Here is a 25,982-nt window from a genome sequence, read left to right as displayed (position 1 = left end):
ATAAGGCGTTTACGCCGCATCCGGCGAATATCACCCCAATATCCGTTTCGCTTCGCGCGCAACGTTGTCCATTTCATCCAGAAGCTCTAAAAATTCAGGTTCCAGCTCTTCTTCTTTGGTTCCACTGCGTAGCTGTTGTTCAATGAGCTGACACAGGTTTTTCATGCGGGGGACACCACTATAGCCGCAACTGCCGTGCAGCTTGTGAATCATATCCACCAGCCCTTCGGGGTTCTCTCCGACCAGTTGCTCTTCGATTTTGTTACGCACCTCAGGCAGAAAATCGATCAGCATTTGCAGCATATCCCGTGCCAAATCGTTCTTACCCGCGGCTTGCCTTAATGCCAGTTGCCAGTCGAGCGTCGTGTTCGGATTGACGACCGGCTCAAGAGGTTCTGCGGTGAGCGCCCGCATCGATGTGCTTGCGCCCGGTTTGTAACGTAACAGCAGATTATGCAGCTTATCTTCCTCGATAGGCTTCGCCAGGTAATCGTTCATCCCGGCGCTGAGAAGCTTCTCTTTCTGCCCGGCCATGGCGTGTGCGGTGACCGCAATGACCGGTGTCTGCTGTTGATGAGGAAGCTGGTGGATCAGTTCGCAGGCACGAATACCGTCCATGTCTGGCATCTGAATATCCATCAGGATCAGGTCAAACGGCATTTGTCTGGCGCGATCCACCGCCTGATGCCCGCTGTCGCAAAGCACGACGTGCTGGACCTTATCTTCCAGCAATGCGCCAATCAGCTTGAGGTTCGCCGGGTTGTCGTCTACCGCCATAACAGTCATCGCAATTTTGCTTTCATCTAACAGCAGCGGATCCGCGCTGTGGTTTAGCTGACAATACTCTGTCAGCGCAGGCAGTAAGCGGGTTGAGGTGAGAGGTTTCAACAGACACGCCGCCGCGCCGCCCTGTTTCAATTTCTCAGCGTTAATTTGTGCATGACAAGGCAAGGCTAGCAACAGGAAGTCGGTCATCGCTGCTGCGCTTGCCAGCCGCTCATGCTGCATGGTGAGTGGTTCGCGCAAAGTGACCGGAATGCCGAGCAGCAGAATGTCGTAGTGCTCCGCTGGCAACCCGGAGAACGAAGGGCTGTAAATCACCTCCAGCGGTGTTTCACTCAAGATATCTAACGTGCATTGTGCGGCGGTGGCGTTAGGTTCGACGTAGGCCAGTCGTTTACCGGCAAGGCATCGGGTTGTCGAACGATCAATAAGCACGTTAGGGTTGAGATCGAGGCTGATATGGAACCAGAACGTGGAACCCCGATTAGGTTGGCTGTGGAAGGAGATATCTCCACCCATTTCGTTGACCAGTTTTTGCGTAATGACCAGACCTAGCCCGGTTCCGCCATGACGCCGGGAAATACTGGCATCCGCCTGACGGAAAGCCTGGAACAGACGGGATTGATCGCGCTCAGGAATACCGATCCCGGTATCGCGGATTTGTACTTCAATTTGCACTTTCGTGTTACTAAGGGCTCGCTTCTCGACCAGAATGTCGATGTTGCCGCCTTCGGTAAATTTGATGGCGTTGCCGACCAGATTGGTGATCACCTGCTGTAAACGCAGCGGGTCACCGATGACGTTGTCCGGTACGTCATTCTTAATATTCAGCGTCAGCTCAAGCCCTTTATCATGGGATGAATGCGCTAACAGCGTAACGACGTCATCCAGCGTGCTGCGCAGCGGGAACGGAATGCTTTCCAGAATCAGCTTGCCCGCCTCAAGTTTGGAGAAGTCGAGTACATCATTGATGATGGCCAGCAGATTGTTAGCCGAGCGTTCAATGGTATTCAGGTGATCGCGCTGTGTGGTGTTGAGCTCGGTTTTTAGCGTTAGACGGGTGAAGCCAATCACGCCATTCAGCGGTGTTCGCAGCTCGTGGGACATGTTTGCCAGAAACTCAGACTTAATACGTGCCGCTTCCTGGGCGCGTTTCTTCGCCAGATCCAGTTCGACGTTCTGGATTTCCATCTGCTCCAGCGTTTCGCGCAGGTCAGAGGTGGCCTGATCGATGTTGTGCTGCATCTCTTCATGGTAAGCAGCGAGCGACATCGCCATCGAGTTGATGCCATTTTTAAGCATATCCAGCTCGCCCAGCATGAAACCTTCCACGCGGCTGTCGAGCTGTCCTCTACGTATTCGGTCAACGGTATTCACCATATTGCGAATCGGGCCGGTCACGTCGCGCATTAGACGCCAGCCGAAAATTAACGCAATACCAATACAAAACAGCATCATTACGCTGGAGATAAAGATCTCTTTGTACTGCTGCAATCGTACGGACTTAAGGTCCAGCTCAAGCGCCACATACCCCAGCATATTTTTGGTGTTTTTGGCGTCGCTTACGGCGGATTCATCCGGTGAATAGCTTTCCGATATAATAGGGGTTCGCAGGATCATGATATCCCCGTGCCGGGTGACGCTCAGCTTCCGGGGAAACGGTGAACCTGTCGCCAACTGCATTTCAGACGGATCGAGATGAAAATTTGAGGTGACGAACAGTCGGTTATTTTCGTCATAAACAGAAATTGCCCGCACGATATCGGAATGGCGACGATGCAGCACGCTGATAAGCTGGCCGATGGATTCCCTGTTTTGCAGGTTCATGCCATATTCGCTGGAGACCGCGAGTGGTTCAATGATGCTGGCACCAGCATCTTCCAGTTGACGCTGCAAGTCGTTATAGCGATGCACAACAAAAAAGATACTGAGCAACAAACCTATCAGGACGGTCGGGGCCAGGATCAGAATCATCATGCGTGCGCGCAGGCTGTAGTTGGTCATGGAGTTCCGTTATGGGACAATTAGGGTCACACTGTTAAATAGAGAAATATCTCGTCGATGGCGCAATTCTACTCTGCAAAACGACGCGTGACGACGCGTCAGATCATAACCGTTACCGTCAATGACCTCGATCCTTTTGGTCAGGGCGTCGCTCGCCATAACGGAAAGGCGTTGTTTATACCGGAATTGCTACCCCAGGAAAGCGCCGAGGTGGTGATTACCGAAGATAAAAAACAGTTTGCCCGCGCGCAAGTAAAACGACGTTTAAACGACAGCCCACAGCGTGAAGTGCCACGTTGCCCGCATTTTGGCGTGTGCGGCGGTTGCCAGCAGCAGCATGCCAGCATCTCATTGCAGCAGCGTAGCAAAAGCGCGGCGTTGTCGCGTTTAATGAAATGTGAGGTGTCGGATGTTATAGCTGATGCCCCGTGGGGCTATCGTCGTCGCGCACGTTTGAGTCTGAACTATCGGCCAAAAGAACAAAAATTGCAGATGGGGTTTCGCAAATCCGGTTCCAGCGACATTATCGATGTCAAACAATGCCCTATTTTGGTGCCCCAGCTTGAGGCGTTATTGCCCCATCTCAGAGCGTGTCTGGAAAGTCTGCAAGGGTTACGCCATCTAGGCCATGTTGAGCTGGTACAGGCGGGAAGCGGAACCCTGATGATTTTGCGCCACACGGCGCCATTGAGTGCTGCGGATAAAGAAAAACTGGAATGCTTTTCGCATTCTCAGGGGCTGTCTTTGTTTCTGGCCCCGCAAAGCGAGATACTGGAATCAATATCAGAAGAATCGCCCTGGTATGATTCAAATGGACTACGGTTAACCTTCAGCCCGCGCGATTTTATTCAGGTCAATGAAGGGGTAAACCAACAAATGGTCGCCCGTGCGCTGGAATGGCTCGATGTGCAACCTGAAGATCGTGTACTCGATCTGTTCTGTGGAATGGGAAATTTTACCCTACCGCTGGCAACTCGGGCAGCAAGCGTGGTTGGCGTGGAAGGTGTTCCTGCGTTGGTGGAAAAAGGCCGAGAAAACGCGCTGAATAACGGATTACACAATGTGACATTCTTTCATGAAAACCTTGAGGAAGATGTTACCCGACAGCCGTGGGCGAAAAACGGATTTGACAAAGTATTGCTCGATCCTGCGCGTGCGGGGGCTGCAGGTGTGATGCAACATATTATAAAATTAGAACCTATACGCGTTGTTTATGTATCCTGTAACCCAGCAACGCTGGCTCGTGACAGCGATGCTTTGCTCAACGCTGGATACGCCATACGGCGACTGGCGATGCTCGATATGTTTCCGCACACTGGACACCTGGAATCAATGGTCCTGTTTGAGCGTTTGTAATGAATTTTGTACCCATTGGATTTCGGGTTGTAATGCAGCATGAAAGACAATGGGTAGGGCTTGTCGACTTCGACAGGCCTGGCCCCTTAAGGAGAGGACAATGGTTGCGGTAAGAAGTGCACATATAAATAAAGCTGGTGAGTTTGATCCAAAGAAATGGATCGCGAGTCTGGGGATCTCCAGCCAGCAGTCGTGTGAACGCTTAGCCGAAACCTGGGCGTACTGCCTCCAGCAGACACAGGGGCATCCGGATGCGGATCTGCTGCTGTGGCGTGGCGTGGAGATGGTAGAAATTCTCTCTATGTTGAGCATGGATATCGACACGCTGCGTGCCGCAATGCTGTTCCCTCTGGCTGATGCCAACGTGGTCAGTGAAGACATCCTGCGCGAGAGCGTGGGCAAATCCATTGTTCATCTTATCCACGGTGTGCGTGATATGGCGGCAATACGCCAGCTTAAAGCCACGCATACCGATTCAGTTTCTTCCGAGCAGGTCGATAACGTCCGTCGCATGCTGCTGGCAATGGTGGATGACTTCCGCTGTGTGGTCATCAAGCTGGCAGAGCGGATTGCCCATCTGCGTGAAGTGAAAGATGCGCCGGAAGATGAACGCGTTCTGGCGGCAAAAGAGTGCACCAATATCTATGCACCGCTGGCCAACCGTTTGGGAATCGGGCAATTAAAATGGGAGCTGGAAGATTATTGCTTCCGTTATCTGCACCCGGCTGAATACAAACGCATAGCCAAGCTGCTGCATGAACGTCGTATCGACAGGGAACATTACATTGATGAGTTCGTCGGTCATTTGCGCTCAGAGATGAAAACGGAAGGCGTCAAAGCCGAAGTGTATGGACGTCCGAAGCATATCTACAGCATCTGGCGCAAAATGCAGAAAAAGCAATTAGCCTTCGATGAACTGTTCGATGTACGCGCAGTGCGTATCGTGGCAGAGCGTTTACAGGACTGCTATGCCGCACTCGGGATAGTACATACTCACTATCGCCATCTGCCGGATGAGTTCGATGATTACGTTGCTAATCCGAAACCCAATGGCTACCAGTCAATCCATACGGTTGTACTGGGGCCGGGCGGGAAAACCATCGAAATTCAGATCCGTACCAAACAGATGCACGAAGATGCCGAACTGGGCGTCGCGGCGCACTGGAAGTACAAGGAGGGCACCGCTTCAGGCGCGGCGCGTTCTGGTCATGAAGATCGCATTGCGTGGCTGCGTAAGCTGATTGCCTGGCAGGAAGAGATGGCGGATTCCGGTGAAATGCTGGATGAAGTCCGTAGCCAGGTCTTTGATGACCGCGTGTACGTCTTTACGCCAAAAGGGGACGTTGTAGACTTACCTGCGGGCTCCACGCCGCTCGATTTTGCTTACCACATTCATAGCGATGTGGGGCATCGATGCATTGGCGCGAAAATTGGTGGGCGCATCGTACCGTTTACCTACCAGCTGCAGATGGGCGATCAAATTGAAATTATCACCCAGAAACAGCCAAACCCAAGCCGCGACTGGCTGAATCCTAACCTTGGCTACGTAACCACCAGTCGTGGGCGTTCGAAGATCCACGCCTGGTTCCGTAAACAGGACCGCGACAAAAACATCCTTGCTGGTCGCCAGATCCTCGACGATGAGCTGGCGCATTTAGGTATCAGCCTGAAAGAGGCGGAAAAACACCTGCTGCCGCGCTACAGCTTCAATGAGCTGGACGAGTTGCTGGCGGCGATTGGCGGAGGAGACATCCGCCTCAACCAAATGGTGAACTTCCTGCAGGCGCAGTTTAATAAGCCAAGCGCTGCCGAACAGGATGCCGCCGCGCTGAAACAGCTTCAGCAGAAAACGCAGGCACCGCAGAGCCGTCGTAAAGACGACGGTCGTGTGGTGGTGGAAGGGGTAGGTAACCTGATGCACCACATCGCTCGCTGCTGCCAGCCGATTCCGGGCGATGAGATTGTCGGATTTATTACCCAAGGACGCGGTATTTCCGTGCACCGGGCGGATTGTGAACAGCTGGCTGAGCTGCGCTCCCATGCGCCGGAACGTATTGTTGATGCAGTCTGGGGCGAAAGCTACTCGGCAGGGTATTCGCTGGTGGTTCGCGTCCAGGCCAACGATCGCAGCGGCTTGTTACGTGATATCACTACTATTCTCGCCAACGAGAAGGTGAACGTGCTGGGAGTTGCCAGCCGAAGTGATACCAAACAACAGCTGGCCACCATCGATATGACCATCGAAATTTATAACCTGCAGGTGCTCGGGCGCGTGCTCGGCAAGCTGAACCAGGTACCGGATGTGATCGACGCACGTCGCTTGCACGGTAATTAATGATTTTGTAGGCCGGATAACCTTGTAGGCCTGATAAGACGCGTTAGCGTTGCCATCAGGCATTGCTATGTTGCCGGATGTCGGCTATCGCCTTATCCGGTCTACTGTATTGAAATTTCAGGACATTCCAATGAATCAAATCGACCGACTGCTCGGTATTATGCAGCGCCTGCGCGACCCGGAAAACGGCTGTCCGTGGGACAAAGAGCAGACATTCTCCACTATTGCCCCTTACACCCTCGAAGAAACCTATGAAGTGCTGGACGCGATTGCGCGTGAAGACTTTGACGACCTGCGCGGAGAGCTGGGCGACCTGCTGTTCCAGGTGGTGTTTTACGCCCAGATGGCGCAGGAAGAAGGGCGCTTCAACTTCGATGATATTTGTGCTGCGATAAGCGATAAACTTGAACGCCGTCATCCACATGTTTTTGCTGATGTTTCTGCCAGTAACAGTACTGAGGTTTTGACCCGTTGGGAAAAAATCAAAAGTGAAGAACGCGCCCAGAAGGCACAGCATTCCGCACTCGACGATATTCCCCGCAGTTTACCGGCATTAATGCGCGCCCAAAAAATCCAGAAACGCTGCTCAAATGTTGGCTTCGACTGGAAAACGTTAGGACCGGTTGTCGACAAGGTTTACGAAGAGATCGACGAAGTCATGTTTGAGGCTAAGCAGGCTGTTGTCGACCAGGCTAAACTGGAGGAGGAAATGGGCGATCTGCTGTTTGCTACGGTTAATATGGCCCGGCATTTAGGCACTAAAGCAGAGACCGCATTGCAGAAAGCGAACGAGAAGTTTGAGCGGCGTTTTCGTGAAGTTGAGCGAATTGTGGCTTCGCGCGGTTTGGAAATGACTGGTGTTGATCTGGAAACTATGGAAGAAGTCTGGCAACAGGTAAAACGGCAGGAAATTGATCTCTAAGGGATTTCGTCGGTCAAGGGCGATTTGTGTGATTTTTTAAATAACAAGCGCTTGATTTACGTCAAAAACATTTACCCAAAAGAGGCTATTTTCTCTTCCCGTTATGTTGATGAAACACCTTGTATACTGCCTCTTCGAGTTATTCGAGTCGCAACAAGGCGGCGACTGAAAGAATCCCCAGGAACATAGAAATGCTATGTGACTGGGGTGAGTGAAGGAAGTCAACACCGGTGCGGCTTGAAGAACGAAGGAGAGGGGATAATGAAAGTTTGTGGCGCTCGTCATGTTCGGGTATACTACTTTCCCGTCTTGGTAATTCCATCGTTTCACCCTAACTTCTCAGGTCCAGCATGACAACGAACTATATTTTTGTGACCGGCGGGGTCGTATCCTCTCTGGGAAAAGGCATTGCCGCAGCCTCCCTGGCAGCCATTCTTGAAGCCCGTGGCCTCAATGTAACCATGATGAAACTGGATCCGTACATCAACGTCGATCCAGGTACTATGAGCCCAATCCAACACGGGGAAGTGTTCGTTACCGAAGACGGCGCTGAAACCGACCTGGACCTGGGTCACTATGAGCGTTTCATTCGTACCAAAATGAGCCGCCGCAACAACTTCACTACGGGTCGTATCTACTCCGACGTTCTGCGTAAAGAGCGCCGTGGCGACTACTTGGGCGCAACAGTTCAGGTTATCCCGCACATCACGAATGCCATTAAAGAGCGCGTTCTGGAAGGCGGTGAAGGTCATGATGTTGTTCTGGTCGAAATCGGCGGAACCGTTGGGGATATCGAATCTCTGCCGTTCCTTGAAGCGATTCGTCAGATGGCCGTAGAAATTGGCCGTGAGCACACGCTGTTTATGCATCTGACGCTGGTTCCGTACATGGCGGCGGCTGGTGAAGTCAAAACTAAACCGACTCAGCACTCTGTAAAAGAGCTGCTTTCTATCGGTATTCAGCCAGATATCCTGATTTGCCGCTCCGATCGCGCAGTTCCGGCTAATGAACGTGCAAAAATTGCATTGTTCTGTAACGTTCCGGAAAAAGCGGTGATTTCTCTGAAAGATGTCGATTCCATCTATAAAATCCCGGGCCTGTTGAAATCTCAGGGCCTTGACGATTATATTTGTAAACGATTCAGCTTGAACTGTCCGGAAGCTAATCTGTCAGAATGGGAACAGGTTATCTACGAAGAAGCGAATCCGGCAGGCGAAGTGACTATCGGTATGGTCGGCAAGTACATTGAACTGCCGGATGCCTATAAGTCAGTTATCGAAGCGCTGAAGCACGGTGGTCTGAAGAATCGTGTCACCGTCAACATCAAGCTGATCGATTCGCAAGATGTCGAAACGCGTGGCGTTGAGATCCTGAAAGGTCTTGATGCAATCCTGATCCCAGGCGGCTTCGGCTACCGTGGTGTTGAAGGTAAAATCGCGACGGCGCGCTTTGCGCGTGAGAACAATATTCCTTATCTGGGCATTTGCCTGGGTATGCAGGTTGCGTTGATTGAGTTTGCACGTAACGTAGTGGGTATGGATAACGCCAACTCCACGGAATTTGTGCCAGACTGTAAGTACCCGGTGGTGGCCCTGATTACCGAATGGCGCGATGAAGACGGCAACGTCGAAGTCCGTACCGAGAAGAGCGATCTGGGCGGCACAATGCGCCTTGGTGCGCAGCAGTGTCAGTTGAGCGACGATAGCCTGGTTCGTCAACTGTACGGCGCGCCGACAATTGTTGAACGCCATCGCCACCGTTACGAAGTCAACAATATGCTGTTGAAACAGATTGAAGCTGCGGGTCTGCGTATTGCAGGCCGTTCCGGTGATGATCAGTTGGTCGAGATCATTGAGGTACCGAATCATCCGTGGTTCGTGGCCTGTCAGTTCCACCCGGAATTTACTTCCACGCCACGTGATGGGCACCCGCTGTTTGCCGGCTTTGTGAAAGCCGCCAGTGAACATCAGAAGCGTCAGGCGAAGTAAGAAGTAAATAAGTTAGAACGGCAATGCACCCATTAGGGTGCATTGTTTGTCTGGAGTTTTAGTTTAACTTGTACTGAGGAAAATCTAATGTCCAAAATCGTTAAAATCATCGGTCGTGAAATCATCGACTCCCGTGGTAACCCGACTGTTGAAGCCGAAGTACACCTGGAAGGTGGTTTCGTTGGTATGGCAGCAGCTCCGTCAGGTGCTTCTACTGGTTCCCGCGAAGCACTGGAACTGCGCGATGGCGACAAATCCCGTTTCATGGGTAAAGGCGTACTGAAAGCTGTTGCAGCTGTTAACGGCCCAATTGCTCAGGCTCTGCTGGGTAAAGATGCTAAAGATCAGGCTGGCATCGACAAGATCATGATCGATCTGGACGGTACTGAAAACAAATCCAACTTCGGTGCAAACGCCATCTTGGCTGTGTCCCTGGCGAACGCCAAAGCAGCAGCAGCTGCAAAAGGCCTGCCGCTGTATGCACACATCGCTGAACTGAACGGTACTCCGGGTAAATACTCCATGCCGGTTCCGATGATGAACATCATCAACGGTGGTGAGCACGCTGACAACAACGTCGACATTCAGGAATTCATGATTCAGCCGGTTGGCGCTAAGACTCTGAAAGAAGCCGTTCGTATGGGTTCTGAAGTGTTCCACAACCTGGCTAAAGTTCTGAAAGCTAAAGGTATGAACACTGCAGTTGGTGACGAAGGTGGCTACGCGCCGAACCTGGGTTCCAACGCTGAAGCTCTGGCTGTAATCGCTGAAGCGGTTAAAGCAGCTGGCTACGAGCTGGGCAAAGACATCACCCTGGCGATGGACTGTGCAGCTTCTGAATTCTACAAAGACGGTAAATACGTTCTGGCTGGCGAAGGCAACAAAGCATTCACCTCCGAAGAATTCACTCACTTCCTGGAAGAACTGACCAAACAGTACCCGATCGTGTCCATCGAAGATGGTCTGGACGAGTCTGACTGGGACGGTTTCGCATACCAGACTAAAGTACTGGGCGACAAAATCCAGCTGGTTGGTGACGATCTGTTCGTAACTAACACCAAGATCCTGAAAGAAGGCATCGAAAAAGGCATCGTTAACTCCATCCTGATCAAATTCAACCAGATCGGTTCTCTGACCGAAACTCTGGCTGCGATCAAAATGGCGAAAGACGCTGGCTACACCGCTGTCATCTCTCACCGTTCTGGCGAAACTGAAGACGCTACCATCGCTGACCTGGCTGTTGGTACCGCTGCAGGCCAGATCAAAACTGGTTCTATGAGCCGTTCTGACCGCGTTGCTAAGTACAACCAGCTGATTCGTATCGAAGAAGCTCTGGGTGAACAAGCACCGTACAACGGTCGTAAAGAGATCAAAGGTCAGGCGTAATCCTGTTCTTTAACTCTTAACGTAAAAACCCGCTGCGGCGGGTTTTTTTATGCTCTTAAAGCAGTAGAGGAAGGGTCGCGCTGGCGGTTTGCTGGCTCACATCACCGTACTTTTCATCCAGCGCAATCAGCGACGTAGTCAGTAGTTCTACCAACAGCATCACTCCCACCTTGGCGTTTAGCGCGCCAGCACTCAACGGACCTTCTGGTTTGGCTGCGACCAGTTGAATATCACTCAGCGAAGCCAACGGGCTGCGCGGCGTATTACTTAACGCCAGTACGCGCACGCCTTGCTTACGCGCCAGTTTAACGACATGCAGTAGATCGCGCGTCGAACCTGAACTGGAAATCGCTACCACCAGCGTGTCTTTGTTAAGCGTTGCGGCGTTCATGGCTGCACGATGCATGTCACTGAACAATTGTGCAGGTTTGCCGAGGCGCAGGAGTTTGTAATGTAAATACTCACCCAGAATAGCGCTGGCCGCTACGCCATAAATCTGTACCGACTGGGCCTGATGCAGCGCCAAAGCGGCGGATTCCAGTAATGTCCTGTCGAGTAATTTTGCTGTGTCCTGCAGCGCTTGTACGGATTCATTGACCACATTGTCAATCTCATCTCCGCTGTGCTCTACCGGCTGTCCTTGCTGGAGATCGAGTGCCAGCGCCATTTTGAATTCGTTATAACCCTTACACCCTAGTGCGCGGCACAGACGTGTGACGCTCGCCTCGCTGGTGTCGCTTTCACGCGCCAGTTCGGTAATCGTCAGGTAGACAACTTTTGCCGGATCGCTGAGCACAAACTCTCCCAGCTTCTGCTGTGTTCGGCTATATCCGTCAACGCCCTGGCGCAATCTCAGCAGCAGGTTTTCATTTTCTGACATGCAAAATCCTTAATGCGTTTCTCTGTTGATAGTGTGGCGGAAAGCAGGGGAGAGATGCCAGTCATTTTAAAAAAGTATGATCGGCTTCCTGGATTTTGATGATAATTTTCATTTTAAATATTAAATGTGGTAAAAATTTTCATCATTAATCGGGGAGATGAAAAAATGATGCAAATGTTTAGCGGCGCTTCATCGGGCGCATGGTTCGAAAAGGCACAGCGGTTCGGCAAATCGTTCATGCTGCCGATTGCGGTACTGCCCGCTGCGGGGCTGTTGTTAGGGATTGGCGGCGCGCTGTCGAATCCAAACACATTGACTGCTTATCCGTTTTTGGACGTTGACTGGTTACAGGCAATCTTCACGATCATGACCAGCGCAGGTTCTATTGTGTTTGCCAACCTGTCGGTGCTCTTTGCGGTGGGTGTCGCAGTAGGACTGGCGAAAACGGATAAAGGCACCGCCGGGCTTGCGGCATTGCTGGCATTTCTGGTGATGAACGCCACCATCAACGCTTTATTGACGCTCAACGAAACGCTGGCACACGAGAATCCCGGTGCCGTAGGCCAGGGGATGACGCTGGGTATTCAGACGCTGGAAACGGGTGTGTTCGGTGGGGTAGTGATTGGGCTTGTCACCTGCGCGCTGCATAGCCGTTTCAATAAAGTCTCATTACCTCAGTTCCTTGGTTTCTTCAGCGGTTCGCGCTTTGTACCGATTATTAGCTCCCTTGCCGCGATTGTCGTGGGTGCGGTCATGACGGTGGTTTGGCCGCATTTCCAGAAACTCATTTTTGGACTGGGTGGTCTGGTGGATGCGACAGGCTATCTGGGGACGCTGTTGTACGGCTTCATCCTGCGTATGCTTGGCCCATTGGGTTTACACCATATCTTTTATTTGCCGTTCTGGACGACAGCGCTTGGCGGTAGTGAAATCGTCAACGGCCAGTTAGTTGAAGGTACGCAGCGTATTTTCTTCGCGCAACTTGCCGATCCGAATACGCAGCAGTTCTATGCGGGCACCTCGCGCTTTATGTCCGGGCGCTTCATCACCATGATGTTTGGCCTGCTTGGCGCATGTCTGGCGATGTACCACACCGCCAAGCCTGAGAACAGAAAACTTGTCGCTGGTCTGCTGTTGTCAGCGGCCCTGACCTCTTTCCTGACAGGCATCACTGAGCCTATCGAGTTCTCCTTCCTGTTTGTCGCACCCGTGTTATACGTCATTCACGCCTTCTTCGATGGGCTGGCGTTTATGATGGCGCATATTTTACATATCACCATCGGGCAAACCTTTTCGGGTGGGCTTATCGATTTCCTCCTTTTCGGCGTGCTACAGGGGGAAGCTAAAACCAACTGGATGTACGTCCCCATGGTGGGGATCCCGTGGTTCTTCCTTTACTACTTCACCTTCCGCTATTTGATTAACCGCTTTAACTGGTTGACACCAGGTCGTGAAAACGCAGCGCCGACTGAATCCGGCCTGCCGCAGAGTGAGCGAGCAGCGGCAGTGATCGCCGGGCTGGGAGGCAAAGAGAATCTGGAAGAGGTGGATTGTTGCGCCACACGCCTGCGCGTGACGGTGAAAGAGAGCAGCAAGGTCGATGAAGCGGCGCTGAAAGCGACCGGAGCCCGTGGCGTAATTATTCGCGGCAACGGGGTTCAGGTGATTTATGGCCCGCATGTCACCATCATTAAAAACGAAGTCGAAGAGATCTTATCGTAATGAAAACTGTACTGGATTCCCTGAAAGGTAAATTAATCGTCTCCTGTCAGGCGCTGGAAAATGAGCCTCTGCACAGCTCGTTTATTATGTCACGTATGGCGCTGGCGGCAGCGCAGGGCGGTGCGGTAGGTATTCGTGCAAACAGCGTGGTGGACATTCGCGCGATCAAAGAGAGCGTCTCTCTACCGGTGATTGGGATTATCAAGCGTGATTATCCGGATAGCGATGTGTTTATCACGGCCACTTTACAGGAAGTCGATGAACTGATGACCGTTGAGCCGGAAATTATTGCTCTGGATGCGACAGCGCGCCCGCGCCCCGGTGGGCAAACGCTGGAAGAACTGGTTACGCAGATCCGCGCTCGCTATCCGTCCGTACTGCTGATGGCGGATATTGCCACCGTAGACGAAGCGGTGACCGCCGAGCGCCTGGGCTTTGACTGTGTGGGCACTACGCTCTACGGCTATACCGCTGATACTGCCGGGCATGTGCTGGCGGAAAACGACTGCGGTTTTTTACGTGATGTGTTGGCTGCGGTTAGCGTACCGGTTGTGGCGGAAGGGAACGTTGATACCCCTGAACGTGCTGCACGATGCCTGGCATTAGGCGCCCATACCGTGGTGGTTGGTGGGGCTATCACGCGTCCGCAGCAGATAACGGCACGCTTTGTCGCAGCGATCGCCTCGTAAAGCATCGATGGGGCATGATACTTTGGCGGGGATCTGCGATAATTATCGTTTATCCCCATATTGAGAGCGCTATGCAGTACCCGATTAACGAGATGTTCCAGACCCTGCAAGGTGAGGGTTACTTTACCGGCGTCCCCGCCATTTTTATTCGTTTACAGGGATGCCCGGTTGGCTGTGCCTGGTGCGATACCAAACACACCTGGGATAAGCTTGAGGATCGGGAAGTCTCCCTGTACAGCATCCTGGCCAAGACTAAAGAGAGCGATAAATGGGGCGCGGCGAGCAGCGAAGATCTGCTGGCGGTCATTTTGCGTCAGGGCTATACCGCCCGTCACGTGGTGATCACCGGTGGCGAGCCCTGCATTCATGACCTGATGCCGCTGACTGACCTGCTGGAAAAGAACGGCTTTAGCTGCCAGATTGAGACCAGCGGCACGCACGAAGTACGCTGTACGCCGAATACCTGGGTAACCGTATCGCCGAAGGTGAATATGCGCGGTGGTTATGATGTGCTGTCGCAGGCGCTGGAGCGCGCGAATGAAATCAAGCATCCGGTTGGCCGTGTCCGCGATATTGAAGCGCTGGATGAACTGCTGGCGACGTTGAGTGACGACAAACCGCGAATCATCGCCTTACAGCCAATCAGCCAGAAAGAGGATGCGACGCGTTTGTGCATTGATACCTGTATTGCGCGAAACTGGCGTCTGTCGATGCAGACCCATAAGTATCTGAATATTGCCTGATAACTGTGCCGGGAGCGTTTTGCTTACCCGGCCAGAGTTTGTTGCTCGTTGCAGGCCGGATAAGACGCATTGCCATCCGGCAAGCCTATAATCACTCGCCGCGGTATACGCAGCCCGCTGTGCAGGTCTCTTTCACCATTACGGCACTCAGCAGAGGGACCACAGGTTTAACCTGATCCCAAATCCATTTGGCCAGCACTTCGCTGGTTGGATTTTCTAAGCCAGGAATATCGTTCAAATAGTAGTGATCGAGTCTGTCGTAAGTCGGCTTAAACGCGGCTTTTAACTCAGCAAAATCCATGATCCAACCGGTATGCGGATCGACTTCACCGGTAATTTCAAGACGCACCATAAATGAGTGACCATGCAGGCGGCCACACTTATGCCCTTCCGGTACATGCGGCAGGTGGTGAGCGGCTTCGAAGGTGAAATCTTTAAACAAGGTGGTGGACATTTTTTACTCTCAAGAATGCGAAAAACCGCGGTAGGGTACCGTAAAGAGCAAATTTTATCATTATTTATACACGTCATTCTTTAAGCTGCTTCTTTGTTGGCTGCCTTTGCTCGCCCCAGTCACTTACTCATGTAAGCTCCTGGGGACTTGCTCAGTTGCCGCCTCGATGCATCTTAAATTATTTAGTGTATAAAAGGATGCTCAGTACTAAAGCTACGTATTCATACGATCAATATTAGTTAATTATTTATATATCAAATGCTTATATAATCTGTTTTGCAGTTAATAACTATAACTAAAACAGGTTAGTCCATTTGGTTATTTGTTATTTCCATCCCTTCTTTAATTGTTACTATCCCCGCCGTTAACCTTATCTTCAGTTTGGGTTTTATTGCTGAAATCCGCTTTGCTTACTGGAACATGACAACGCATGACGACACAGGCCCCACCTTCCGCTTTGCTACCGCTAAACCCGGAGCAACTGGCACGCCTTCAGGCGGCCACGACCGATTTCACTCCCGCACAGCTTGCGTGGGTTTCTGGCTATTTTTGGGGCGTGCTGAATCAGCAGCCTGGCAGCAACGCGGTGGCGCCTGCGCCTGTCGCTGAAATGCCTGGCATTACGCTTATCTCCGCCTCGCAAACCGGTAATGCGCGACGTGTGGCGGAAGCCCTGCGCGATGATCTGATCGCCGCGAAGCTCAACGTCACTCTCATCAACGCTGGCGACTATAAATTCAAACAAATCGCCAATGAAAAACTGCTGATCGTGGTGGCGTCGACGCAAGGGGAAGGTGAACCGGCGGAAGAAGCCGTGGCGTTGCATAAATTCTTGTTCTCGAAAAAAGCGCCGAAACTTGATAACACCGCTTTTGCCGTGTTCGGTCTTGGCGATACCTCTTATGAGTTTTTCTGCCAGGCAGGAAAAGACTTCGATGCGAAACTGGCTGAGCTGGGCGGTGAACGTCTGCTCGACCGCGTCGACGCCGACGTCGAATACCAGGCCGACGCCGCGCAGTGGCGTGCTCGTCTGGTTGATGTCCTGAAAGCGCGTGCGCCTGCGGCACCGTCTGTGCAAGTTGCCGCCAGCGGTGCAGTAAATGAAGTACACACCAGCCCATACACCAAAGAAGCGCCACTGACGGCGTCCCTTGCGGTGAATCAGAAAATTACCGGCCGCGACTCTGAAAAAGATGTGCGCCATATTGAAATTGATTTAGGCGATTCCGGACTGCGTTATCAGCCGGGCGATGCGCTGGGCGTCTGGTATCAGAATGACCCGGCTCTGGTCAAAGAGCTGGTGGAACTGTTGTGGCTGAAAGGTGATGAGCCGGTCACGGTTGACGGCAAAACCCTGTCGCTCGCTGAAGCGTTGCAGTGGCATTTCGAGCTGACGGTTAACACCGGCAATATCGTAGAGAACTATGCCACCTTAACCCGCAGCGAAACTTTGCTGCCGTTAGTCGGTGACAAAGCACAGTTGCAGCATTACGCCGCAACCACGCCCATCGTCGATATGGTGCGCTTCTCTCCAGCGCAACTGGATGCTCAGGCGTTAGTTGATCTTCTGCGTCCGCTGACGCCGCGTTTGTACTCCATTGCTTCTTCCCAGGCGGAAGTGGAAAGCGAAGTGCACGTCACCGTGGGCGTGGTGCGTTATGAGATAGAAGGTCGCGCCCGTGCTGGTGGTGCTTCCAGTTTCCTCGCCGACCGCGTGGAAGAAGAAGGTGAAGTTCGCGTGTTCATTGAACACAACGACAACTTCCGTCTGCCAGCGAACCCGCAGACGCCGGTAATTATGATTGGACCGGGTACGGGGATTGCGCCGTTCCGTGCGTTCATGCAGCAACGTGCGGCTGACGGAGCCGAAGGCAAAAACTGGCTGTTTTTTGGTAACCCACACTTTACCGAAGATTTCCTGTATCAGGTGGAATGGCAGCGTTACGTCAAAGAGGGCGTACTGAGCCGTATCGATCTCGCCTGGTCCCGCGATCAAAAAGAAAAAGTCTACGTACAAGATAAACTGCGCCAACAGGGCGCGGAACTGTGGCGCTGGATTAACGACGGTGCGCACATTTATGTCTGTGGCGACGCCAATCGCATGGCGAAAGACGTTGAGCAGGCGTTGTTGGAAGTGATTGCCGAATTCGGTGGTATGGATATCGAAGCGGCGGATGAATTTTTAAGTGAGCTGCGCATTGAGCGCCGTTATCAGCGAGATGTCTACTAATGAGCGAAAAACATCCAGGACCATTGGTGGTCGAAGGCAAACTGTCCGACGCTGAGCGTATGAAGCTGGAAAGCAACTATCTGCGCGGTACCATTGCCGAAGATTTAAACGACGGCCTGACCGGCGGGTTTAAAGGCGACAACTTCCTGCTGATCCGTTTTCACGGTATGTACCAGCAGGACGACCGCGATATCCGCGCCGAACGTGCCGAGCAAAAGCTGGAGCCGCGTCACGCGATGCTGCTGCGCTGTCGTCTGCCAGGTGGGGTGATCACCACCAAACAGTGGCAGGCGATCGATAAGTTCGCCCATGACAACACCATTTACGGCAGCATTCGTCTGACCAACCGTCAGACCTTCCAGTTTCACGGCATTCTGAAGAAGAACGTTAAGCCGGTACACCAGATGCTGCACTCCGTCGGCCTGGACGCGCTGGCGACAGCCAACGACATGAACCGTAACGTGCTGTGCACCTCCAACCCGTATGAATCTGAGCTGCACGCGGAAGCCTACGAGTGGGCGAAAAAGATCTCCGAACATCTGCTGCCGCGCACCCGCGCCTATGCAGAGATCTGGCTGGATCAGGAAAAAGTCGCGACTACCGACGAAGAGCCGATCCTCGGTCAAACCTATCTGCCGCGTAAGTTTAAAACCACGGTCGTGATCCCACCGCAGAACGACATCGATCTGCACGCCAACGACATGAACTTCGTGGCGATTGCGGAAAACGGCAAGCTGGTGGGCTTTAACCTGCTGGTGGGCGGTGGTTTATCGATTGAGCACGGCAACAAGAAAACCTATGCCCGTACGGCAAGCGAGTTTGGTTATCTGCCGCTTGAGCATACGCTGGCCGTGGCGGAGGCTGTGGTGACCACGCAGCGTGACTGGGGTAACCGTACCGATCGTAAAAACGCGAAAACCAAATACACGCTGGAACGCGTAGGCGTTGAGACCTTTAAAGCTGAAGTTGAGCGCCGGGCGGGGATCAAATTTGAGCCGATCCGTCCGTACGAGTTCACCGGTCGCGGCGATCGTATCGGCTGGGTGAAAGGGATCGACAATAAATGGCATCTGACGTTGTTTATTGAAAACGGACGAATCCTCGATTATCCGGGCCGACCGCTGAAAACCGGTCTGCTTGAGATCGCGAAGATCCACAAAGGTGAGTTCCGCATTACCGCGAACCAGAACCTGATCATTGCCGGTGTTCCTGAGAGTGAAAAGGCGAAGATCGAGAAGATTGCGCAGAAGAGTGGCTTAATGAACGCGGTCACTCCGCAGCGTGAAAACTCGATGGCCTGCGTCTCGTTCCCGACCTGTCCGCTGGCGATGGCGGAAGCTGAGCGCTTCCTGCCAACGTTTATCGACAACATCGACACGCTGATGGCGAAGCACAGCCTGAGTGATGAAAACATTGTCATGCGTGTGACCGGCTGCCCGAACGGTTGTGGTCGTGCGATGCTGGCGGAAGTTGGTCTGGTGGGTAAAGCTCCTGGGCGTTACAACCTCCATTTAGGGGGCAACCGTATCGGAACCCGTATTCCCCGGATGTTTAAAGAGAACATCACCGAGCCGGAAATTCTGGCATCGCTGGATGAACTGATTGGGCGCTGGGCGAAAGAGCGCGAAGCGGGTGAAGGCTTCGGTGACTTTACGGTGCGTGCGGGCATTATTCGCCCGGTGCTCGATCCCGCACGGGATTTCTGGGAATAATGTGAAATTGACTTATCGGGTCTGCTGAATCGGTAGGCCTGATAAGCGCAGCGCCATCAGGCAAGGCAAACAGTGAGGAACTTATGTCCAAACTCGATCTCAACGCGTTGAACGAACTGCCGAAAGTTGAACGCGTTATGGCGTTGGCACAAACCAACGACCAACTGGAAAAATTGAGCGCCGAGGATCGCGTAGCGTGGGCGCTGGAAAACCTGCCTGGTGAATATGTACTGTCATCAAGTTTTGGTATCCAGGCGGCAGTGAGCCTGCATCTGGTAAATCAGGTTCGCCCGGATATCCCGGTGATCCTCACCGATACTGGCTACCTGTTCCCGGAAACCTATCAGTTTATTGATGAGTTAACGGACAAGCTTAAGCTTAATCTGCAAGTCTACCGGGCAAAGGAAAGTGCGGCCTGGCAGGAAGCGCGCTACGGCAAACTGTGGGAGCAGGGCGTTGAGGGCATTGAAAAATACAATGACATCAACAAAGTCGAGCCGATGAACCGGGCGCTGCAGGAGCTGAACGCGCAAACCTGGTTTGCCGGTCTGCGTCGAGAGCAATCGGGCAGTCGTGCGCATTTGCCAGTGCTGGCTATCCAGCGCGGCGTGTTTAAAGTTCTCCCAATCATCGACTGGGATAACCGTACGGTTTACCAGTATCTGCAAAAATACGGTTTGAAATACCATCCGTTGTGGGATCAGGGCTATCTGTCGGTAGGTGATACCCACACCACCCGCAAATGGGAGCCGGGTATGGCGGAAGAAGAGACGCGTTTCTTCGGATTGAAGCGTGAGTGCGGACTGCACGAAGGGTAACAGGAAAGTGGTCCGGTAAGATTTACATCCTACCGGACCACTTCTTCAGGATTTACCCGCTTTTGCCAGTTCCTTTACCAGCGGCAGCATAATGCGTACCACGTCGCGGCTACGGTGCTCTATCCGGCCTGGTAACGCTTTATCGATATGCTGTTGGTTATCCAGTCGCACATCGTGCCAGCTGTTGCCTGCCGGGAAAGAGGCGCTTTTGGCGCGCTGCTGATAGCCATCTTTCTTGCCCAGGTTCCAGTTGGTCGCTTCAACTGAAAGAACGGCAATCCCCGCGTTGTCGAAGACCTCTGCATCGTTACAACATCCAGTGCCTTTCGGATAGTCTTTGTTCAGACCTGGATTGGTGCTGGCAACGATACCGCGGCTGTGCGCGATAGCCAGTGCCCGGTCGCGCGTCAGTTTTCGCACCGCTTCCGGGGTTTTCTTACCGCTATTGAAATAGAGCTTATCGCCGACGATCAGGTTATCGAGGTTGATAACCAGCAGCGTGTTTTTCTTCTCGGCGGCGCTCATTCGCTTCAGGATGTTCTCCGCGCCCAGTTTGCCTTCTTCCTCGCCGCTGGTGGCGATAAATCGAATACCGTACTGTGTCGGCACGTTTTTGAGTTTTTCCGCCAGTTCCAGCATTACGCCAACACCTGCAGCGTTGTCATCGATACCTTGCAGGGTTAATCCACCCAGATTGGCATCGGAATCGGCGTCGCTTTGTGCGGCGTAGGTGTCGAGGTGCGCCATAATAATAATCTGTTGCGGCGCTTTGCCTTCATGTGCAGCAATAACGGTGCTTCCCGTTACGTTATGCCAGTTTTTACGGTTATCTTTGGCGGTATAAACATAACGGCTATTAAACGTCCGAATATCGCTGCTATAACCCATCTGCTGAAATTGTTGACGTATATAATCAGCAGACAACATTTCTGCCGGAGATCCCGTCACGCGGCCTGGGAAAAACGTTGCGATATATCGAGCCTGGGTATTTGCGATATCTCCGGGCTTCGAAGATGTTGCCTGTGCGGGAAGGATGAAGCACGCGCCGAGCGCCATGGCTGCAAGAAGGTGGCGCAATGCGAGAAACATGATGAGTCCTTAAATACCAAGCAGAAATTTTCAGCCGCTAGTATGAAACCGTGATCGAGGTAAAACAATTTCATTTGCTCCTAAATGCCCGAATTCCGGTAGCTTAAGCACTTTTTGATATTTGCTTTTCCGGATCGTTATTCCTTTGAGGAACTACTCATTCCAATTCGTAATTTCATTCGCCCCCTTGCCCTCCCTATAGTCAGGTTATCTGAGCATCGTTAGCAAAATAACGGCATTACATAGGAACGGTTATGGATCAAAAACGACTTACCCACCTGCGGCAACTGGAAGCGGAAAGCATCCATATCATTCGTGAGGTGGCCGCCGAGTTTTCTAATCCGGTGATGATGTATTCCATCGGCAAAGATTCCAGCGTAATGCTGCATCTGGCGCGTAAAGCGTTTTATCCGGGCACGCTGCCGTTCCCATTGCTGCACGTTGATACCGGCTGGAAATTCAGCGAAATGTACGAGTTTCGTGACCGCACGGCGAAAGCCTACGGCTGCGAACTGCTGGTGCATAAAAACCCGGAAGGGGTGGCGATGGGCATCAACCCGTTTGTCCACGGTAGCGCCAAGCATACCGACATTATGAAAACTGAAGGGCTGAAGCAGGCACTGAATAAATACGGTTTTGATGCCGCGTTTGGCGGTGCTCGTCGTGACGAAGAGAAATCGCGTGCCAAAGAGCGTATTTACTCTTTCCGCGATCGTTTTCATCGCTGGGATCCTAAAAATCAGCGCCCGGAGCTGTGGCACAACTACAACGGGCAGATTAACAAAGGCGAAAGCATTCGCGTCTTCCCGCTCTCTAACTGGACTGAACAGGATATCTGGCAGTACATCTGGCTGGAAAATATCGACATCGTGCCGCTGTATCTGGCGGCGGAGCGTCCGGTGCTGGAACGCGACGGCATGCTGATGATGATTGATGACGACAGAATCGATCTGCAACCTGGTGAAGTGATTAAAAAACGCATGGTGCGTTTCCGTACGCTCGGTTGCTGGCCGCTGACAGGCGCGGTGGAGTCGAATGCGCAGACGCTACCGGAAATCATCGAAGAGATGCTGGTTTCAACCACCAGTGAACGTCAGGGCCGCGTGATTGACCGCGACCAGGCGGGCTCCATGGAGCTGAAGAAACGTCAGGGGTATTTCTAAGGAGCCGCCATGAATACGACACTTGCACAACAAATTGCTAATGAAGGCGGCGTTGAAGCCTGGATGGTTGCCCAGCAACACAAAAGTCTGCTGCGCTTTTTAACCTGCGGTAGCGTGGATGATGGGAAAAGTACCCTGATTGGCCGCCTGCTGCACGACACGCGTCAGATTTATGAAGACCAGCTTTCATCGCTGCACAATGACAGTAAACGTCACGGCACTCAGGGCGAAAAGCTTGATCTGGCGTTATTGGTTGACGGCTTGCAGGCCGAGCGCGAGCAGGGCATCACCATCGACGTGGCGTATCGTTATTTCTCTACCGAGAAGCGTAAATTTATTATTGCGGACACTCCCGGGCATGAGCAGTACACCCGTAACATGGCGACCGGTGCGTCGACCTGCGACCTGGCGATCCTACTGATCGATGCGCGTAAAGGCGTGCTGGATCAGACTCGTCGTCATAGCTTTATCTCCACGCTGCTTGGGATCAAACACCTGGTGGTGGCGATCAACAAAATGGATCTGGTGGACTTTAGCGAAGAGACATTTAACCGCATCCGCGAAGACTATCTTACTTTTGCTGAACAACTGCCGGGCAACCTGGATATCCGGTTTGTGCCACTCTCTGCGCTGGAAGGCGATAACGTGGCTTCGCAAAGCGCCAGTATGCCGTGGTACAGCGGTCCGACGCTGCTGGAAGTGCTGGAAACCGTTGAGATCCAGCGCATTGTTGATACTCAGCCGATGCGCTTCCCGGTGCAGTATGTGAACCGACCGAATCTGGATTTCCGTGGTTATGCCGGAACGCTGGCCTCCGGTAGCGTGAAGGTTGGACAGCGCGTCAAAGTGTTGCCGTCCGGCGTGGAGTCGAGCGTGGCGCGAATCGTAACCTTTGATGGCGATTTACAGGAAGCGCATGCGGGTGAAGCGATCACCCTGGTGCTGAAAGATGAGATCGATATCAGCCGGGGCGACCTGCTGCTTGATGCCGGTGAAACGCTGCCGACAGTACAAAGCGCTGCAGTTGATGTGGTGTGGATGGCGGAACAACCGTTGTCGCCCGGGCAGAGCTACGACATAAAAGTCGCGGGCAAGAAGACCCGCGCACGCGTTGATAGCGTGCAGTATCAGGTCGATATAAACAACCTGACCCAACGTGACGTTGAAGCGCTGCCGCTGAACGGCATCGGTCTGGTTAATCTGACTTTTGATGAGCCGCTGGTGCTGGATACCTATCAGCAGAATCCGGTTACGGGCGGGCTGATTATCATTGACCGCCTGACTAACGTTACCGTTGGCGCGGGACTGGTGCGTGAGCCAATCGTCCAGGAGCTTGCCACAGCTTCTCAGTTCAGCGCGTTTGAGCTGGAGCTTAATGCGCTGGTGCGTCGCCACTTCCCACACTGGGGTGCGCGCGATCTGCTGGGAGGAAAATAATGGCGCTGCATGACGAAAACGTCGTCTGGCATGCCCATCCTGTTACACCGCAACAGCGGGAACAACGCCACGGTCATCGTGGTGTTGTGCTGTGGTTTACCGGGCTGTCAGGTTCCGGTAAATCCACGGTAGCAGGGGCGCTGGAAGAGGCGCTGCATAAGCTAGGGGTGAGCACCTATCTGCTGGATGGCGATAACGTGCGTCACGGTCTGTGCAGCGATCTTGGGTTTAGCGATGCCGATCGTAAGGAGAATATTCGTCGGGTTGGTGAAGTGGCTAACCTAATGGTAGACGCCGGCTTGGTGGTGTTGACTGCGTTTATCTCTCCACATCGCGCCGAGCGAAAAATGGTTCGCGAGCGCGTGGGTGAAGGGCGTTTTATTGAGGTTTTTGTCGATACGCCATTAGCAACGTGCGAAGCTCGCGATCCAAAAGGGCTGTATAAAAAAGCGCGTGCGGGAGAGTTGCGCAATTTCACCGGAATTGACTCGGTTTACGAAGCGCCTGAATCTCCAGAGATTCATCTTGATGGTGAACAATTGGTAACAAATTTGGTTCCTCAATTATTAGACCTGCTGAGGCAGGAAGATATTATCAGATCCTGAGACACCCGAGCTTGCACGCCCGGTCAGTCACGGTCACAGGATTAGATATGCGTAACAGCCATAACATTACTATTACAGAGTCAGATACCTTCGCCGCCGACGACGAAACTACCTGGTCACTCCCAGGAGCCGTGGTCGGTTTTGTCGCGTGGTTGCTGGCGCTGGGATTCCCGTGTCTGATGTATGGCCCTAACACACTGTTTTTCTTCCTCTATACCTGGCCCTTTTTCCTTGCGTTGTTGCCCGTGGCGATTGTCGCGGGTATTGCCCTGCATTCGCTATTGAAGGGGAGATTGCTGCTGAGTATTGCCTGTACCCTGCTGGTGGTTGGCGCAATGTTTGGCGCACTGTTCCTGTGGCTACTGGGTTAGGCATACGTCCTTTCACGCGATCGCCGCTGTTGTTCACTGTCTGGCCATAATTCAAACCGTAACCAACAATGAGATTATGTTCTCCTTACATGGGGTATACGTAACAACGGGCAAATGTGGTACATTTGCCCGCGTTGTCGCGGCATTCCCGTCCGTTGATGTAAAGTTGTCAGCGGAGTTTATGGGATGTTGATGCCGTTTTTCAGGGGGCAGGATGGGTAAACTTACGTTGCTGTTGCTGGCTTTATTAGTCTGGCTACAGTATTCGCTGTGGTTCGGTAAGAACGGCATACATGACTATAGTCGCGTCAACGATGATGTTGCGGCGCAGCAAGCTACAAACGCGAAACTGAAAGCGCGTAACGATCAGCTTTTTGCCGAAATTGACGATCTCAATGGCGGGCAAGAGGCTATCGAAGAGCGCGCGCGTAACGAACTCAGTATGACTAAGCCAGGCGAAACCTTTTATCGTCTGGTGCCTGACGCGTCTAAACGCGCTCAGACTGCAGGGCAAAACAATCGATAAACCGTCCAGGGATTTAACATGGCAGCCACTTTAATGGACGTTTGCGCCGTGGTGCCGGCTGCCGGGTTTGGCCGCCGAATGCAAACAGAGTGTCCTAAGCAGTACCTCTCTATTGGCAATAAAACCATTCTCGAACACTCGGTTGATGCGCTGCTGGCTCATCCCCGGGTGACGCGAGTCGTCATCGCTATTAGCCCAGGCGACAGTCGCTTTGCCCAACTTCCACTCGCAGCGCACCCGCAAATTACCGTGGTGGATGGTGGCAACGAGCGTGCCGATTCTGTCCTTGCTGGTTTGCAAGCCGCAGGTGAGGCCAGTTGGGTACTGGTACATGATGCCGCGCGTCCGTGCCTGCATCAGGAAGATTTATCTCGTTTGCTGGCAATAAGTGAAACCAGCCGCATCGGTGGGATCCTTGCTGCGCCGGTGCGCGACACGATGAAACGCGCGGAGCCGGGCCGAACAGACATCGCCCATACGGTCGATCGCACCGATTTATGGCATGCGTTGACGCCGCAGTTTTTCCCTCGCGAGCTGTTGCATGACTGTCTGACCCGTGCGCTAAACGAAGGCGCAACCATTACGGACGAAGCCTCGGCGCTTGAATATTGCGGTTTTCATCCGCTGCTGGTCGAAGGACGCGCTGACAACATAAAAGTCACCCGCCCGGAAGACCTGGCGCTGGCGGAATTTTATCTGACCCGAACTATCTAGATACATCATTCTTCAGGCTGCCTGGAGGATGTTGTGTATATCAGGAGAAGGCATA

At 52.8% G+C, this 25,982-nt stretch carries 21 protein-coding genes; 17 read left to right on the top strand and 4 right to left on the bottom strand.

The window, feature by feature from the left end; genetic code table 11:
• Window positions 1–30: 30 nt before the first annotated feature.
• Window positions 31–2,787: a two-component sensor histidine kinase BarA gene (gene barA, locus OGX97_RS19235; protein WP_241176774.1), complete on the bottom strand. Its 2,757-nt coding sequence runs from the start codon at window positions 2,785–2,787 to the stop codon at window positions 31–33.
• A 57-nt stretch (window positions 2,788–2,844) separates the two neighbouring features.
• Here barA and rlmD point away from each other — a divergent pair, with 57 nt between their 5' ends.
• From rlmD to eno, 5 genes are all read left to right on the top strand, one after another.
• Complete coding sequence (gene rlmD / locus OGX97_RS19230) at window positions 2,845–4,143, top strand: 23S rRNA (uracil(1939)-C(5))-methyltransferase RlmD (protein ID WP_008785684.1); 1,299 nt, start codon at window positions 2,845–2,847, stop codon at window positions 4,141–4,143.
• A gap of 100 nt (window positions 4,144–4,243) precedes the next feature.
• A complete protein-coding gene (gene relA / locus OGX97_RS19225) occupies window positions 4,244–6,478 on the top strand; it encodes a GTP diphosphokinase (RefSeq protein ID WP_003825690.1) in 2,235 nt (744 codons plus the stop codon).
• A gap of 130 nt (window positions 6,479–6,608) precedes the next feature.
• Window positions 6,609–7,400 (top strand): nucleoside triphosphate pyrophosphohydrolase, encoded by a 792-nt coding sequence (mazG, locus tag OGX97_RS19220; RefSeq protein ID WP_003825693.1) that lies wholly within the window; start codon window positions 6,609–6,611, stop codon window positions 7,398–7,400.
• 350 nt (window positions 7,401–7,750) lie between these two features.
• Window positions 7,751–9,388 (top strand): glutamine hydrolyzing CTP synthase, encoded by a 1,638-nt coding sequence (gene pyrG / locus OGX97_RS19215; protein WP_003034127.1) that lies wholly within the window; start codon window positions 7,751–7,753, stop codon window positions 9,386–9,388.
• A gap of 87 nt (window positions 9,389–9,475) precedes the next feature.
• A complete protein-coding gene (gene eno / locus OGX97_RS19210) occupies window positions 9,476–10,774 on the top strand; it encodes a phosphopyruvate hydratase (RefSeq protein WP_003034129.1) in 1,299 nt (432 codons plus the stop codon).
• Window positions 10,775–10,829: 55 nt separating this feature from the next.
• On the opposite strand, the gene OGX97_RS19205 is transcribed toward eno, so the two are convergent.
• Window positions 10,830–11,654, bottom strand: a complete 825-nt coding sequence (locus OGX97_RS19205; protein WP_198801796.1) for a MurR/RpiR family transcriptional regulator — start codon at window positions 11,652–11,654, stop codon at window positions 10,830–10,832.
• A 165-nt stretch (window positions 11,655–11,819) separates the two neighbouring features.
• Between OGX97_RS19205 and OGX97_RS19200 the strand changes: the two genes are divergently transcribed.
• The 3 genes from OGX97_RS19200 to queE all read left to right on the top strand — a co-directional run bounded on the left by OGX97_RS19200 (window position 11,820) and on the right by queE (window position 14,808).
• Window positions 11,820–13,376 carry a maltose/glucose-specific PTS transporter subunit IIC gene (locus OGX97_RS19200; protein WP_286592713.1) on the top strand — a complete coding sequence of 519 codons (1,557 nt, stop codon included), beginning with the start codon at window positions 11,820–11,822 and terminating at the stop codon, window positions 13,374–13,376.
• Window positions 13,376–14,065 (top strand): N-acetylmannosamine-6-phosphate 2-epimerase, encoded by a 690-nt coding sequence (locus OGX97_RS19195; RefSeq protein ID WP_279850837.1) that lies wholly within the window; start codon window positions 13,376–13,378, stop codon window positions 14,063–14,065. The genes OGX97_RS19200 and OGX97_RS19195 overlap by 1 nt, the downstream gene beginning before the upstream one ends.
• Before the next feature lie 71 nt (window positions 14,066–14,136).
• Window positions 14,137–14,808: a 7-carboxy-7-deazaguanine synthase QueE gene (queE, locus tag OGX97_RS19190; protein WP_043017395.1), complete on the top strand. Its 672-nt coding sequence runs from the start codon at window positions 14,137–14,139 to the stop codon at window positions 14,806–14,808.
• Between the two features lie 91 nt (window positions 14,809–14,899).
• On the opposite strand, the gene queD is transcribed toward queE, so the two are convergent.
• Entirely contained in the window at window positions 14,900–15,262 is a 363-nt protein-coding gene (gene queD, locus OGX97_RS19185; protein ID WP_003825707.1) for a 6-carboxytetrahydropterin synthase QueD, read from the bottom strand.
• Window positions 15,263–15,692: 430 nt separating this feature from the next.
• Between queD and cysJ the strand changes: the two genes are divergently transcribed.
• The 3 genes from cysJ to cysH all read left to right on the top strand — a co-directional run bounded on the left by cysJ (window position 15,693) and on the right by cysH (window position 20,022).
• The gene (gene cysJ / locus OGX97_RS19180; protein ID WP_279850838.1) at window positions 15,693–17,492 is read left to right on the top strand and encodes an NADPH-dependent assimilatory sulfite reductase flavoprotein subunit; all 1,800 of its coding nucleotides are present in this window, start codon (window positions 15,693–15,695) and stop codon (window positions 17,490–17,492) included.
• Window positions 17,492–19,204 (top strand): assimilatory sulfite reductase (NADPH) hemoprotein subunit, encoded by a 1,713-nt coding sequence (cysI, locus tag OGX97_RS19175; protein ID WP_003034148.1) that lies wholly within the window; start codon window positions 17,492–17,494, stop codon window positions 19,202–19,204. Before cysJ ends, cysI begins: the two co-directional genes overlap by 1 nt.
• 83 nt (window positions 19,205–19,287) lie before the next feature.
• A complete protein-coding gene (gene cysH / locus OGX97_RS19170) occupies window positions 19,288–20,022 on the top strand; it encodes a phosphoadenosine phosphosulfate reductase (RefSeq protein ID WP_060683316.1) in 735 nt (244 codons plus the stop codon).
• Between the two features lie 45 nt (window positions 20,023–20,067).
• Here cysH and OGX97_RS19165 read toward each other — a convergent pair whose 3' ends face one another.
• A complete protein-coding gene (locus tag OGX97_RS19165) occupies window positions 20,068–21,111 on the bottom strand; it encodes an aminopeptidase (RefSeq protein WP_032944823.1) in 1,044 nt (347 codons plus the stop codon).
• 254 nt (window positions 21,112–21,365) lie between these two features.
• Here OGX97_RS19165 and cysD point away from each other — a divergent pair, with 254 nt between their 5' ends.
• The 6 genes from cysD to ispD all read left to right on the top strand — a co-directional run bounded on the left by cysD (window position 21,366) and on the right by ispD (window position 25,927).
• Complete coding sequence (gene cysD, locus OGX97_RS19160) at window positions 21,366–22,274, top strand: sulfate adenylyltransferase subunit CysD (protein WP_003034152.1); 909 nt, start codon at window positions 21,366–21,368, stop codon at window positions 22,272–22,274.
• A gap of 9 nt (window positions 22,275–22,283) precedes the next feature.
• A complete protein-coding gene (gene cysN / locus OGX97_RS19155; protein WP_008785677.1) occupies window positions 22,284–23,711 on the top strand; it encodes a sulfate adenylyltransferase subunit CysN in 1,428 nt (475 codons plus the stop codon).
• Entirely contained in the window at window positions 23,711–24,316 is a 606-nt protein-coding gene (gene cysC / locus OGX97_RS19150; protein WP_003034157.1) for an adenylyl-sulfate kinase, read from the top strand. Before cysN ends, cysC begins: the two co-directional genes overlap by 1 nt.
• A 47-nt stretch (window positions 24,317–24,363) precedes the next feature.
• Entirely contained in the window at window positions 24,364–24,687 is a 324-nt protein-coding gene (locus OGX97_RS19145; protein WP_020996298.1) for a DUF3561 family protein, read from the top strand.
• 214 nt (window positions 24,688–24,901) lie between these two features.
• Window positions 24,902–25,213 (top strand): cell division protein FtsB, encoded by a 312-nt coding sequence (ftsB, locus tag OGX97_RS19140; protein ID WP_003034163.1) that lies wholly within the window; start codon window positions 24,902–24,904, stop codon window positions 25,211–25,213.
• Between the two features lie 18 nt (window positions 25,214–25,231).
• Complete coding sequence (gene ispD / locus OGX97_RS19135) at window positions 25,232–25,927, top strand: 2-C-methyl-D-erythritol 4-phosphate cytidylyltransferase (RefSeq protein ID WP_003825722.1); 696 nt, start codon at window positions 25,232–25,234, stop codon at window positions 25,925–25,927.
• The last annotated feature ends 55 nt before the right edge of the window (window positions 25,928–25,982 follow it).

This window comes from Citrobacter sp. Cpo061 (assembly GCF_030332845.1).
Classification (GTDB): domain Bacteria; phylum Pseudomonadota; class Gammaproteobacteria; order Enterobacterales; family Enterobacteriaceae; genus Citrobacter; species Citrobacter portucalensis.
This window is presented reverse-complemented; position numbering and strand designations above follow the sequence as displayed.

What these genes read in the sequence shown, in the direction of transcription:
- mazG (WP_003825693.1), top strand. Translation starts at nt 6,609, where the DNA reads ATGAATCAAATCGACCGACTGCTCGGTATTATGCAGCGCCTGCGCGAC.
- rlmD (WP_008785684.1), top strand. Translation starts at nt 2,845, where the DNA reads ATGGCGCAATTCTACTCTGCAAAACGACGCGTGACGACGCGTCAGATC.
- barA (WP_241176774.1), bottom strand. Translation starts at nt 2,787, where the DNA reads ATGACCAACTACAGCCTGCGCGCACGCATGATGATTCTGATCCTGGCC.
- queE (WP_043017395.1), top strand. Translation starts at nt 14,137, where the DNA reads ATGCAGTACCCGATTAACGAGATGTTCCAGACCCTGCAAGGTGAGGGT.
- eno (WP_003034129.1), top strand. Translation starts at nt 9,476, where the DNA reads ATGTCCAAAATCGTTAAAATCATCGGTCGTGAAATCATCGACTCCCGT.
- cysI (WP_003034148.1), top strand. Translation starts at nt 17,492, where the DNA reads ATGAGCGAAAAACATCCAGGACCATTGGTGGTCGAAGGCAAACTGTCC.
- cysD (WP_003034152.1), top strand. Translation starts at nt 21,366, where the DNA reads ATGGATCAAAAACGACTTACCCACCTGCGGCAACTGGAAGCGGAAAGC.
- cysC (WP_003034157.1), top strand. Translation starts at nt 23,711, where the DNA reads ATGGCGCTGCATGACGAAAACGTCGTCTGGCATGCCCATCCTGTTACA.
- cysJ (WP_279850838.1), top strand. Translation starts at nt 15,693, where the DNA reads ATGACGACACAGGCCCCACCTTCCGCTTTGCTACCGCTAAACCCGGAG.
- pyrG (WP_003034127.1), top strand. Translation starts at nt 7,751, where the DNA reads ATGACAACGAACTATATTTTTGTGACCGGCGGGGTCGTATCCTCTCTG.
- cysN (WP_008785677.1), top strand. Translation starts at nt 22,284, where the DNA reads ATGAATACGACACTTGCACAACAAATTGCTAATGAAGGCGGCGTTGAA.
- ftsB (WP_003034163.1), top strand. Translation starts at nt 24,902, where the DNA reads ATGGGTAAACTTACGTTGCTGTTGCTGGCTTTATTAGTCTGGCTACAG.
- OGX97_RS19195 (WP_279850837.1), top strand. Translation starts at nt 13,376, where the DNA reads ATGAAAACTGTACTGGATTCCCTGAAAGGTAAATTAATCGTCTCCTGT.
- OGX97_RS19200 (WP_286592713.1), top strand. Translation starts at nt 11,820, where the DNA reads ATGATGCAAATGTTTAGCGGCGCTTCATCGGGCGCATGGTTCGAAAAG.
- OGX97_RS19205 (WP_198801796.1), bottom strand. Translation starts at nt 11,654, where the DNA reads ATGTCAGAAAATGAAAACCTGCTGCTGAGATTGCGCCAGGGCGTTGAC.
- relA (WP_003825690.1), top strand. Translation starts at nt 4,244, where the DNA reads ATGGTTGCGGTAAGAAGTGCACATATAAATAAAGCTGGTGAGTTTGAT.
- queD (WP_003825707.1), bottom strand. Translation starts at nt 15,262, where the DNA reads ATGTCCACCACCTTGTTTAAAGATTTCACCTTCGAAGCCGCTCACCAC.
- OGX97_RS19145 (WP_020996298.1), top strand. Translation starts at nt 24,364, where the DNA reads ATGCGTAACAGCCATAACATTACTATTACAGAGTCAGATACCTTCGCC.
- cysH (WP_060683316.1), top strand. Translation starts at nt 19,288, where the DNA reads ATGTCCAAACTCGATCTCAACGCGTTGAACGAACTGCCGAAAGTTGAA.
- ispD (WP_003825722.1), top strand. Translation starts at nt 25,232, where the DNA reads ATGGCAGCCACTTTAATGGACGTTTGCGCCGTGGTGCCGGCTGCCGGG.
- OGX97_RS19165 (WP_032944823.1), bottom strand. Translation starts at nt 21,111, where the DNA reads ATGTTTCTCGCATTGCGCCACCTTCTTGCAGCCATGGCGCTCGGCGCG.